12 protein-coding genes are annotated in these 11,134 nt (G+C 76.3%); 6 read left to right on the top strand and 6 right to left on the bottom strand.

The features are described from left to right. Nucleotides 1-137 precede the first annotated feature (137 nt). From ACI8AR_RS06350 to ACI8AR_RS06330, 5 genes are all read left to right on the top strand, one after another. Nucleotides 138-494, top strand: a complete 357-nt coding sequence (locus tag ACI8AR_RS06350; RefSeq protein ID WP_457050232.1) for a DUF6510 family protein — start codon at nucleotides 138-140, stop codon at nucleotides 492-494. Between the two features lie 24 nt (nucleotides 495-518). Next, the gene (locus ACI8AR_RS06345; protein WP_457050231.1) at nucleotides 519-1,505 is read left to right on the top strand and encodes a thioredoxin; all 987 of its coding nucleotides are present in this window, start codon (nucleotides 519-521) and stop codon (nucleotides 1,503-1,505) included. A gap of 28 nt (nucleotides 1,506-1,533) precedes the next feature. Then, complete coding sequence (locus ACI8AR_RS06340; protein WP_457050230.1) at nucleotides 1,534-2,802, top strand: epoxide hydrolase family protein; 1,269 nt, start codon at nucleotides 1,534-1,536, stop codon at nucleotides 2,800-2,802. 111 nt (nucleotides 2,803-2,913) lie between these two features. Then, a complete protein-coding gene (locus ACI8AR_RS06335) occupies nucleotides 2,914-3,381 on the top strand; it encodes a hypothetical protein (RefSeq protein WP_457050229.1) in 468 nt (155 codons plus the stop codon). A gap of 85 nt (nucleotides 3,382-3,466) precedes the next feature. Beyond that, nucleotides 3,467-4,936 carry a peptide ligase PGM1-related protein gene (locus ACI8AR_RS06330; RefSeq protein WP_457050228.1) on the top strand — a complete coding sequence of 490 codons (1,470 nt, stop codon included), beginning with the start codon at nucleotides 3,467-3,469 and terminating at the stop codon, nucleotides 4,934-4,936. Between the two features lie 7 nt (nucleotides 4,937-4,943). Here the strand turns inward: ACI8AR_RS06330 and ACI8AR_RS06325 are convergent, their stop codons facing one another. The 6 genes from ACI8AR_RS06325 to ACI8AR_RS06300 all read right to left on the bottom strand — a co-directional run bounded on the left by ACI8AR_RS06325 (nucleotide 4,944) and on the right by ACI8AR_RS06300 (nucleotide 10,397). After that, entirely contained in the window at nucleotides 4,944-5,564 is a 621-nt protein-coding gene (locus ACI8AR_RS06325) for a hypothetical protein (protein WP_457050227.1), read from the bottom strand. Between the two features lie 108 nt (nucleotides 5,565-5,672). Beyond that, nucleotides 5,673-6,485 (bottom strand): succinate dehydrogenase/fumarate reductase iron-sulfur subunit, encoded by an 813-nt coding sequence (locus ACI8AR_RS06320; protein ID WP_457050226.1) that lies wholly within the window; start codon nucleotides 6,483-6,485, stop codon nucleotides 5,673-5,675. After that, nucleotides 6,482-8,278 (bottom strand): fumarate reductase/succinate dehydrogenase flavoprotein subunit, encoded by a 1,797-nt coding sequence (locus ACI8AR_RS06315; protein ID WP_457050225.1) that lies wholly within the window; start codon nucleotides 8,276-8,278, stop codon nucleotides 6,482-6,484. Before ACI8AR_RS06315 ends, ACI8AR_RS06320 begins: the two co-directional genes overlap by 4 nt. Then, nucleotides 8,278-9,108, bottom strand: coding sequence for a hypothetical protein (locus ACI8AR_RS06310; RefSeq protein WP_457050224.1), 831 nt, complete (start codon nucleotides 9,106-9,108; stop codon nucleotides 8,278-8,280). The genes ACI8AR_RS06315 and ACI8AR_RS06310 overlap by 1 nt, the downstream gene beginning before the upstream one ends. Beyond that, entirely contained in the window at nucleotides 9,105-9,356 is a 252-nt protein-coding gene (locus ACI8AR_RS06305) for a hypothetical protein (RefSeq protein ID WP_457050223.1), read from the bottom strand. The genes ACI8AR_RS06310 and ACI8AR_RS06305 overlap by 4 nt, the downstream gene beginning before the upstream one ends. A gap of 96 nt (nucleotides 9,357-9,452) precedes the next feature. Next, entirely contained in the window at nucleotides 9,453-10,397 is a 945-nt protein-coding gene (locus ACI8AR_RS06300) for a hypothetical protein (protein ID WP_457050222.1), read from the bottom strand. A gap of 220 nt (nucleotides 10,398-10,617) precedes the next feature. Between ACI8AR_RS06300 and ACI8AR_RS06295 the strand changes: the two genes are divergently transcribed. Further along, nucleotides 10,618-10,848 (top strand): hypothetical protein, encoded by a 231-nt coding sequence (locus ACI8AR_RS06295; protein ID WP_457050221.1) that lies wholly within the window; start codon nucleotides 10,618-10,620, stop codon nucleotides 10,846-10,848. Nucleotides 10,849-11,134: the final 286 nt, after the last annotated feature.

The following is an 11,134-nucleotide window of genomic DNA, read 5'->3' as shown; positions in this document are numbered from 1 at the left end:
GCGAGTCTCCCGCAGCGGACGCGGCGGCGGCAGGGGTGCGCGGCCGCCGGGGACGGTCGGATGACCGATGCGCGGCCCGGCGCCCGGCGCGACAGTGGCCGCCACGGCGGCGCCCGCGGCCGGGGGAGGGGACGGCGATGGACCTGTCCGAGCACCCGCCCGACGGGACCGGCGCGGTGCCCCCCGCGGCCGACGAGCGCCGGCTGGACGGCAACGCGGCGGCCGGCGTCCTGGCCGAGGTGCTCACCGCCGAGGCGACCGCGGCGGTGTCCACCTGCACGTACTGCGGCGGCCGCGCCCCGCTGGGGGCGCACCTGGTCTACGCCGACGCGCCCGCCCTCGTGCTCCGCTGCCCCACCTGCATGCGGGTCGTGCTGCGGTGCGGCTCGGACGCCTCCGGCACCCGGCTGGAGATGAGCGGCATCCGGCTCCTGTGGTGGTCCCCGGAGCCGGCCGGCGGGACCGGCACCGGCACCGGAGCCGCGTCGACCTGAGCCACGTCGAGGAGGTCCGGGGAGATGGCGACTCCCGCACTGCTGCCCACCGAGGGCCGGATGCCGGCGCTCGACGGGGCGACCGGGTGGCTGAACACCGAGCCGCTGACGACCGAGGCGCTGCGCGGCCGCGTCGTCCTCGTCGACTTCTGCACCTTCACGTGCATCAACTGGCTGCGCACCCTGCCGTACGTGCGGGCGTGGGCCGACCGGTACCGGGAGGACGGGCTGGTGGTCCTCGGCGTGCACACGCCGGAGTTCTCCTTCGAGCGGGACGCCGGCGCCGTGCGCCGGGCGCTCGAGGGCCTGCGCGTCACCCACCCGGTCGCGCTGGACAGCGGGTACGCGATCTGGCGCGCCTTCGCCAACCGCTACTGGCCGGCGCTGTACTTCGTCGACGTCACCGGCCGCATCCGGCACCACTGGTTCGGGGAGGGCGACGAGACGCGGTCGGAGACGGTGGTCCAGCAGCTGCTGGCCGAGGCCGGCGCCGACGTCCTCGGCCGCGACCCGGTCACGGTCGTCGGCGAGGGCGTCGAGGCCCCCGCCGACTGGGACGCCCTGGGCTCACCGGAGGAGTACCTGGGCTACGGCCGGTCCTCCGCCTTCGCCTCCCCGCAGGGCACGGCCCCCGAGCAGTCGCACGAGTACGAGCTCCCGGCGCGGCTGCGGCCCGGCTCCTGGGCGGCGGCCGGGCGGTGGACCGTCGGCGTCGAGGCCGCGGTGCTCGACGAGCCGGGTGGGCGGCTGGCCTGCCGCTTCCGCGCCCGCGACCTGCACCTGGTGATGGGGCCGGTCGCCCCGGGGGTCTCCGTGCCCTTCCGGGTGCGCCTGGACGGGCGGCCGCCGGGGGAGGCGGCCGGCGGCGACGTGGACGCGCGGGGCCACGGCGTGGCGACCGGCCGGTGGCTGTACCAGCTGGTGCGGCAGCCGGGCCCGGTCACCGACCGGCTGTTCGAGATCGAGTTCACCGCCCCGGGCGTCGCCGCGTACGTCCTCACCTTCGGCTAGACCGACGCACCCCAGGAGGGACCCGGCCATGACGACCGCGGCAGCAGGGACCGTCCGCCCGTTCCGCGTGGAGGTGCCCGAGGAGGCGCTCACCGAGCTGCGGCGGCGCGTCGCGGCGACGGTCTGGCCGGAGCGGGAGACGGTCCCGGACACCTCCCAGGGCGTGCCGCTCGCGACGATGCGGGCCCTCGCGGACCACTGGGCCACCGCCTACGACTGGCGCACCTGCGAGGCGCGGCTCAACGCCCTGCCCCAGTTCCTCACCGAGATCGACGGGCTGGAGATCCACTTCCTGCACGTCCGCTCCCGGCACGAGGACGCCCTGCCGCTGGTCGTCAACCACGGGTGGCCCGGCTCGGTGGTCGAGCAGCTCAAGATCATCGGCCCGCTCGTGGACCCGACGGCGCACGGCGGGGACCCCTCCGACGCCTTCGACGTCGTCGTCCCCTCGATGCCCGGCTACGGCTTCTCCGGCAAGCCGGCGAGCACCGGCTGGGGCCCCGAGCGCATGGCCCGCGCCTGGGCCGCGCTCATGGAGCGCCTGGGCTACGAGCACTGGGTCGCGCAGGGCGGCGACTGGGGCGCGTTCGTCGTCGACCAGATGGGCCTGCAGGCGCCGCCGGGGCTGCTCGCCATCCACACCAACATGCCGGCCACCGTGCCGGCCGACGTCAACGCGGCCGCCCTGGCCGGCGAGCCGCCGCCGCCCGGCCTCTCCGACGAGGAGCGGCGCGCCTACGGGCAGCTGCTCCGAACGTTCGGGCAGGTCGAGTACGCCCGCTACATGGCCGCCCGCCCGCAGACCCTCTACGGCATCGCGGACTCCCCGGTCGGCCTGGCCGCCTGGCTGCTCGACCACAACGACGCCGACGGCCAGCCCGCCGCCGCCGTCATGGCCGCCCTCGACCGGACGGCGAGCAGCACCGGCGAGCTCACCCGCGACGAGGTCCTCGACAACGTGACGCTGTACTGGCTGACCGGCACCGGCGTCTCCGCCTCCCGGCTGTACTGGGAGTACCGCGGCGGCTTCTTCGACGCGAAGGGCGTGCAGGTCCCCGTCGCCGTCAGCGTCTTCCCGGGCGAGCAGTACGAGGCGCCGCTGAGCTGGGCCCAGCGCGCCTACCCCCGCCTGATCCACTACAACCGGCTGCCCCGTGGCGGGCACTTCGCGGCGTGGGAGGAGCCGCACCTGCTCGTCGACGAGCTGCGGACCGCGTTCCGGCCGCTGCGCCGGCCCCCGGTGCCCGGCCCGCGCGCGTCGGCTGCCGACGCCGCGGCGCCGCGGACCCCCGCCTGACCGTGGGTCCGCGGGCACCGACCGTCCGGACGCGCCCGCTCCGGACGGCGGCGGTCCCGCGGCGGCCAGCACCCCCTGCCCGGCGCGCCGCCGGCCCGCCACGGTGGCGCCATGACGGGTAGCCGCAGCTCGCTCTGGACCGGGGCGCTGGCCGGGTACGCGGCCAGCCGCACCATGGACGCCGCCACCGGCTGGTTCCACGGCCGGCAGAGCGCGGAGTCCCGGCGGCGGGAGGAGGAGATCGCGCCGGGCGGCGCGCTCGTGCAGCTGGGCAAGCAGCTCGGCGCCGTCGCGGGGCGCGACCTCGACGACGCCGCGGCCGGCCGGGTCGGGCTCGCCGTGCACCGCACCCTCGGTGTGACCTACGGGGTGCTCGCCGCGACGCTGGTCCGCCGCGGCTGGTCGCCGCTGGCCGCCGGGCCGGCCGTCGGCGCCGCCGCCCTCCTGCTGGTCGACGAGGGCACCGCGCTGCCGACGATGACCGCCTACCCGCTGGTCAGCCACGCCCGCGGCGTGGTCGGCCACTCGACGGTCGGGCTGGTCATCGGCCTCCTGCTCTGGCTGACCGGACGCTCCTGACGCCGCGCGCCCGACGGCCTCCTCCGGCCGCCGGTCCCGCGGGAGGATGGTCCCCGCGCGGGGGCCGAGTGCGCCGGGAGGCGCCGTGCGGGAGTTCGCCGAGCTGCAGCGGGACCTGGCGCCGGCCTGCGCGGCGAACGCGCCGGGCTCCTCGACGCCGCACGTGCTGGTGACCCTGCCCTCGTTCAGCATCGGCGAGTCGCTGCTGTCGCACTACGCCGACCGGCTGCCGGCCCTGGAGCACCGGTACCTGGTCACCGTCCTCCTGCTGCCCCGCGTCCCCGGTTGCGAGCTGGTCTTCGTCAGCAGCGCCCCGCCGCCGCAGGCGCTGGTCGACCACTACCTCTCCCTGGTGCCGCCCGCTGACCGCGCCTCGGTGCGCCGGCGGCTGCGGGTGCTCGTCGTCCCGGACGCCTCCTACCGCCCGGTCGCCGCGAAGCTGCGCGACCGGCCGGACCTGGTCGAGGACCTGCGCCGGCACATCGGCGGCCGGCCGGCGTTCCTCGAGCCGTGGAACGTCACCGCCGACGAGGTGGAGATCGCCCGGCGGCTGGACGTGCCCGTCGACGGCACCGCGCCCGAGCTGTGGCCGCTGGGGTTCAAGAGCGCCGGCCGGCGGCTGCTCGCCGACGCGGGCGTGCCGGTGCCGGCCGGGTGCGAGGACGTGCACACCGTCGACGACGTCGACCGCGCCGTGGACGACGTGCTGCGGCGGCGGCCGGCCGCGGCGGGCGTGGTGCTCAAGCTCGACGACAGCGGCGCCGGCGACGGCAACGTGGTGCTGCGCCGGGAGGGCCTGCCCGGCTCCGCGGGCCACCTGCGCGACGCCGTCCGCCGGCTGCCCGACTGGTACCTCACCGCGCTGACCCTGGGCGGCGTCGTCGAGGAGTTCGTGACCGGGGACCGGTTCGCCAGCCCCAGCGTGCAGGGCGAGATCACCCCGGACGGGCGCGTCACCGTGCTGTCCACGCACGAGCAGGTGCTCGGCGGGGACAGCGGCCAGGTGTACCTCGGCTGCCGGTTCCCGGCCGAGCCGCACTACGCCCCGGAGCTGGGGAGGTACGGGCGGGCGGCGGGGGAGGCGCTGGCCCGGTGCGGCGCCCGCGGCCGCTACGGCGTGGACTTCGTCGCGACGTCCGGTCCGGGCGGGTGGACGCTGCAGGGGCTGGAGATCAACCTCCGCAAGGGCGGCACGACCCACCCGTACACGGTGCTGCGCAACCTCGTGCCCGGCCGCTACGACCCGGAGGCCGGCCGGTGGACCGCCGACGACGGCACCGTCCACTGCTACTGCGCCACCGACAACCTCGTCGACCCCGCCTGGACCGGGCTGCCGCCGCGGGAGGTCGTCGACGCGGTGGACCGGGAGGGGCTGCGCTTCGACCGGCGCACCCGCACCGGCGTCGTCCTGCACATGCTGTCCGGGCTGGCGGTCGACGGCCGGTTCGGCCTGACCGCGATCGCGCCGACCCCCGCCGCGGCGCACGAGCTGCTCGAGCGCACCCACGCGTGCGTCGACCGGCTGGCCCGGCAGCCGGTGGCCGCCGGGCCGTGACGGGCGCTCAGACGGTCTCGGGTACCCGGAGGTGGGCCAGCACCAGCTCGAACTCGGCGACGTCGGTGATCTCGGCGCCACTCTCCCGGCTCGCCCGCTCCCGGATGGCCGTGCCGGCCTCCCGGTTGCGCTCGAGGGCCGCGCGGTCCGCGTAGGTCACGGTGGCGGCGGCCGCGCCCTCCCCGCGGTCGACCAGCAGGCTCGCGCTGCAGAAGCCGTCCAGCTCCTCGAGGCGCGGCAGCACGCCCATCCGGAAGGTGTCCAGGAGCTCGTCGGCCCGCGCCGGGTCCGAGCGCAGCCAGGTGACCCGCGCGCAGGCCCCGGCCGGCGCCTCGTGCAGCCGGTGGAGCGCCGCGATCTCCCAGGTCCGCACCTCCGCCCCACCGCCGAGGACCTCCGCGACCCGGTCGCGCATCGGCCGCACCCGGTCGGCCGTGGCGCTCATCGCCTCCTCGGTCTGCCAGGCGGTCGCGATGATGCAGCGGCCGGTGTCGCGGTCGGCGAGGAAGGACAGGCCGACGAAGCCGTCCATCTCCTGGACCGCCGGCATCACCTCGTCGCGCATGTAGGTGACCGCGTCGTCGCTCGCCTGCGGCTTGCCGTGGATGGTGGTCGTCCGTGCGTACACGTCACCGCTCCTCTCGTGCGTGCGGCGACGCCCGGTGCGGCACCGCCGCACCAGCGAGCGTTCCCGCGGTCGCCGCGCGTGGCAACGGGCCCGTGCGCGTCCCCCTGATCAGCGCCGCGGGCGCCGCCCGATCCGCGACCCCAGCCAGGTCAGCGGGTCGTACCGGCGGTCCACCACCCGCTCCTTGAGCGGGATGATGCCGTTGTCGGTGAGGTGGATGCCCTCGGGGCAGACCTCCGAGCAGCACTTGGTGATGTTGCAGTAGCCCAGGCCGAACCCCTCCCGGGCGGCGTCCCGGCGGTCGACGACGTCGAGCGGGTGCATGTCCAGCTCGGCCAGCCGGATGAGGAAGCGCGGCCCGGCGAAGGCCGCCTTGTTGTCCTCGTGGTCGCGGATGACGTGGCAGGTGTCCTGGCACAGCCAGCACTCGATGCACTTGCGGAACTCCTGCGGCCGCTCGACGTCGACCTGCTGCATCCGGTGGTTGCCGTCCGGGTCGCGCGGGCGCGGGGTGAACGCCGGGACCTGCGCGGCCTTCTCGTAGTTGTAGGAGACGTCGGTGACCAGGTCGCGGATCACCGGGAAGGTGCGCAGCGGGGTGACGGTCACCGGCTCGTCCTGGGCGAACGTGCTCATCCGGGTCAGGCACATCAGCCGCGGCCGGCCGTTGACCTCCGCGCTGCACGAGCCGCACTTGCCCGCCTTGCAGTTCCACCGGACGGCGAGGTCGCCGGCCTGCGTGGCCTGCAGCCGGTGGATGACGTCGAGGACCACCTCGCCCTCGTGCACCGGCACGGTGAAGGTCTGCAGCTCCCCGCCGGAGGCGTCGCCCCGCCAGACCCGGAAGGTGGCGTCGTAACCGCCGTCCCCGTCCCCGCCGCCGTCGGTCCCCCCGATGCTCGGCTCTGCAGGCTCGGTCATGCGCCCTCCTCGAAGACCTCCGCCAGCTCCGGCGGCATCTGCGGCAGCGGCTGCCGGGCCACGGTCACCCCGCCGTCCGCCGTCCGGGTGCAGACCAGGTTGGTGCGCCCCCACTCCGGGTCGGTCGCGGGGAAGTCGTCGCGGGTGTGCCCGCCGCGGCTCTCCTCGCGGGCGAGCGCGGCGCGGGCGACGCACTCGCTGACCAGCAGCAGGTGCGGCAGGTCCAGCGCCAGGTGCCAGCCGGGGTTGTACTGCCGGTGCCCCTCGACCGACAGCGCCGCGACCCGCTCGCGCAGGGTGGCGATGCGGGCCAGCGCCTGCTCCATCTCCGGCGCGGTGCGGATGATCCCGACCAGGTCGTGCATCGTCTGCTGCAGGTCCTGCTGCACGGTGTAGGGGTTCTCGCCGCCCTCCCGCTCGAACGGCGCCAGCGCCGCCCGCGCGGCGTCGGCCAGCGCCTCCTCGGCGAGCGCGACCACGCCGGCCCGCTTGGCCGCGTGCTCGGCCGCGGCGGCGCCGGCGCGGCGGCCGAACACCAGCAGGTCCGACAGCGAGTTGCCGCCCAGCCGGTTGGACCCGTGCATGCCGCCGGCGACCTCACCGGCGGCGAACAGCCCCGGCACGGACGCCGCGGCGGTGTCCGGGTCCACCTCGACGCCGCCCATCACGTAGTGGCAGGTGGGCCCGACCTCCATCGCCTCGGCGGTGATGTCGACGTCGGCCAGCTCCTTGAACTGGTGGTACATCGACGGCAGCCGGCGGCGGACGTAGTCGGCCGGGCGGCGGGTGGCGATGTCGAGGAAGACGCCGCCGTGCGGCGAGCCGCGGCCGGCCTTGACCTCGCTGTTGATGGCGCGGGCGACCTCGTCACGGGGCAGCAGCTCGGGCGGGCGCCGGTTGTTCTTCTTGTCGTCGTACCAGCGGTCGGCCTCGTCCTCGGTCTCCGCCGTCTCCTTGCGGAAGTAGTCCGGGATGTAGTCGAACATGAACCGGTTGCCGGCCGAGTTGCGCAGCACGCCGCCGTCACCGCGGACGCTCTCGGTGACCAGGATGCCGCGCACCGACGGCGGCCAGACCATCCCGGTCGGGTGGAACTGGACGAACTCCATGTTCACCAGCCCGGCACCGGCCTGCAGCGCCAGCGAGTGCCCGTCGCCGGTGTACTCCCACGAGTTCGAGGTGACCTTCCAGGCCTTGCCGATGCCGCCGGTGGCCAGCACCACCGACGGCGCCTCCCAGGCCACGAACCGGCCCGACTCCCGCCAGTAGCCGAACGCCCCGGTGACGCCCTCGTCGTCGGTGAGCAGCCGGGTGACCGTGCACTCCATGTACACGTCGACGCCGAGGGCGACGGTGCGCTGCTGCAGCGTGCGGATGAGCTCCAGGCCGGTGCGGTCGCCGACGTGCGCGAGCCGGGCGTAGCGGTGGCCGCCGAAGTCGCGCTGGCTGATCAGCCCGTCGGGGGTGCGGTCGAACAGCGCGCCCCAGTCCTCGAGCTCGCGCACCCGGTCGGGCGCCTCCTGCGCGTGGATCTGCGCCATCCGCCAGTGGTTGAGCATCTTCCCGCCGCGCATGGTGTCCCGGAAGTGCACCCGCCAGCCGTCCTCCGGCCAGGCGTTGCCCATCGCCGCGGCGATGCCGCCCTCGGCCATGACCGTGTGCGCCTTGCCGAGCAGGGACTTGCAGACGACGGCGGTGCGCGCCCCGGCCTCGTGCGCCGCGATCGCCGCGCGCAGGCCGGCGCCGCCCGCCCCCACCACCACGACGTCGTAGGCGTGCCGCTCGAGCTCCATCAGAAGAACCTCACGTCCCGGATCGTGTCGGTGGCGAGCAGGAGGACGTAGAGGTCGGCCAGCGCGACGCTGGCCATCGACGCCCACGCCCACTGCATGTGGCGGGCGTTGAGCCGGGAGACCAGCGTCCAGGCGCGGTAGCGCAGCGGGTGCCGGGAGAAGTTGTTGAGGCGCCCGCCGACGACGTGCCGGCACGAGTGGCAGGACAGCGAGTAGAGGGCCAGCAGCGTCGCGTTGACCAGCAGCACGAGCGTGCCCAGGCCCATGTGGCCCCACTCGCCGGTCTCGTCGCGGAAGGCGAGGACGGCGTCGTAGAAGAGGACGACGTTGATGAGCAGCGCCGCGTAGAGGAAGTAGCGGTGCACGTTCTGCCCGACCAGCGGGAACCGCGTCTCACCCGTGTAGCGCCGGTGCGGCTCGGCCACCGCGCAGGCCGGCGGCGACAGCCAGAACGACCGGTAGTAGGCCTTCCGGTAGTAGTAGCAGGTCAGCCGGATGCCCAGCGGGAAGACCAGGATGTAGATCGCCGGGGAGATCCACGTCGGGCCGGTGAACAGCTCCGGGAAGGTGTCGCCCTCGCACCGGGTCGACAGGCACGGCGAGTAGAACGGCGAGATGTAGGGCTCGGAGAAGTAGTAGGCGTTCTGGAACGCCCGGACCGTCGCGTAGACGACGAACGCGAGCAGCGCCGCGGCGGTGAGCGCCGGCTGCAGCCACCAGCGGTCGGTGCGCAGCGTGCGCGCCGCGATCGTCGCGCGGCGCGGGGCCGGCCCGCCGTCGCCGCGTCCGGCCGAGGTCGCCCCCGTCCCGCGCGGCGCGGTGGTGGTCACCGGCGGGTGCGGCCGGACCCGCCCAGGCCGTCGTCGTCGCCGTCGCCGTAGACGGCCGCGAACGGCTCCCAGGGCGTGCGGACCCGGGTGCCGCAGAGGAGGGCCAGGTCGTCGCGCAGCCGGGCGACGTCGACCCTGAGCCGGCGGGCGTCCACGGTGTCACCGAAGTGCCCCGTCAGCGGTGCGCACGCCTCTTCGAGCGCGTCCACCGCGCGGCGGGCCGCCGCCACGTCCTGCTCCAGGGACATCGCCGCCTCCAGACCCTGCTGGCGTCGCCGGGAAGCCGAGGGGGGAAGTGGACCACCGACGCCGGGGCCGGGGAAGGGGGCGCTGCGCCGTCCGGGTCAGGACGCGCGGTCGCGCACCCCGCGCAGGAGGACCGCCCACCGCCGGAGGACGTCCAGCCGGCCGGGCGGCGGCGGGGGCGCCGGGCGGGTGAGCAGGTCGAGCTCCGCCCCGAGCGCGGCCCGCTGCCGCCCGAGGTCCGCCAGCTCGGCCACGAGGGCGGCGCGGCGCGTGACCGCCTCCCGGTCCAGGCGCTCGCGGATGGCGGCCGCCTCCGCGTCGGCGCGCCGCCGTTCCTCGCGTCCGGTGGCCAGCATCGCGACGACGTCGGCCCGCGCCCGGACCCGGACGGCGGCCGCGTCCTCCTCGGCGCGCTGCCGCACCCGGTCGGCGTCCGCGGCGGCCCGGCGCTCGGCCGCCCGGACCTCGTCCAGCCGCGCCGCGGCCTCGGCCCGGGTGGCGGCGGCCGACCGCTCGGCGTCGTCGAGGAGCCGGGCGGCCCGCGCGGCGCACTCCGCCCCGTGCGCGGCCGCGGCGGCCGCCGTCCGGTCGGCCTCGGCCTCGGCGTCGGCGAGGGTCCGCTGCGCGCGGGCGACGACCCGCTCCGCCTGCTCCGAGGCGGCGACCCAGGCGGCCTCGCCCTCGGCGCGCATGCCCTCGGCCTCGTCGGCCGCCGCGGCGAGCATCGACCCGATGCGCCGGGAGAGCTGGAGGAACTCCCCGCCCCCGGACGAGTGGCCGAGCTGCGCCCGGGCCTCGTCGAGCGCGGCGCGGGTGCTCAGCAGCCGGGTGACCAGGTGCTCACGCTCGCGGTCGGCGGTGGCGAGCTGGTCCTCGGCCCACTGCACGTAGGTGTCGACCTGGAAGCGGTCGTAGCCGGCCACGGCGCGGCCGAACATCGGGCCGGCCTCGAGGACCGTGGGCAGGTCCCCGGAGACGTTGGGCCGAGGCCGCTCCGGGCCCGTCGGGCGGAGTTCCTCGTCGATCTGCAGCTCGGCGGTCATCCCGCTGCCTCCCTCCGCCCGGGTCCGTTCCGGTTCCCGGGACGGTAGGGCGGCCCGCGGGGGTGCCGTTCCTGCGCCGGGGACGGATCACCCGGGAGGGACGCCGCCGCGCCTGATCGGGTGCCCCCGGCTCCGGGGGTCTCTCTGCGTGACGTCGCCCGCGCGGGTGGAAGACCGCCGCCGGGCGCCGCCGGGGCGCGCGGTCGGGCACCCTCGGCCCATGGCAGACGTCCCGACCCCGCCGGACCCGGGGAGCATGACCGTCCCGCTGCTGTTCGGCTGGGAGTCCATCGTCGTCGGCCTGCTGCTGCTCGTGGCCGTCGTCGTGGTCCTGGCCGTGGTCGGCGCGGCCCGGGCGGGCACCGGCGGCCGGACGGAGTTCCAGGCGTGGTTGGACGCCCGGTCCGCAGGCCCGCACGACGGCACGCCGGGAGCAGCCCGGCGCGGCTGACCGCGCCGCGGCCGCTCACGGCGCCGGGGGCGCCTCCTCCGCGGGTTCGGGCGCCGGTTCAGGTGCGGGCGCTGGTTCAGGTGCGGGCGCCGGCTCGGGCGCCGGCGCGGGTGCTGGTTCAGGCGTCGGCGCTGGTTCGACGGTCTGCTCCGGCTGAGGCGCCGGCTCAGGTGCCGGTGCCGGTGCGGGTTCGGGCGCCGGTTCGGGTGCTGGTTCAGGCGTCGGCGCTGGTTCGACGGTCTGCTCCGGCTGAGGCGCCGGCTCAGGTGCCGGTGCCGGTGCGGAT

The sequence above is a fragment of the Geodermatophilus sp. SYSU D01036 genome, assembly GCF_054050435.1.
Note: the sequence above shows the minus strand (reverse complement) of the source record. Positions and strands in the feature narration are given on the sequence as shown.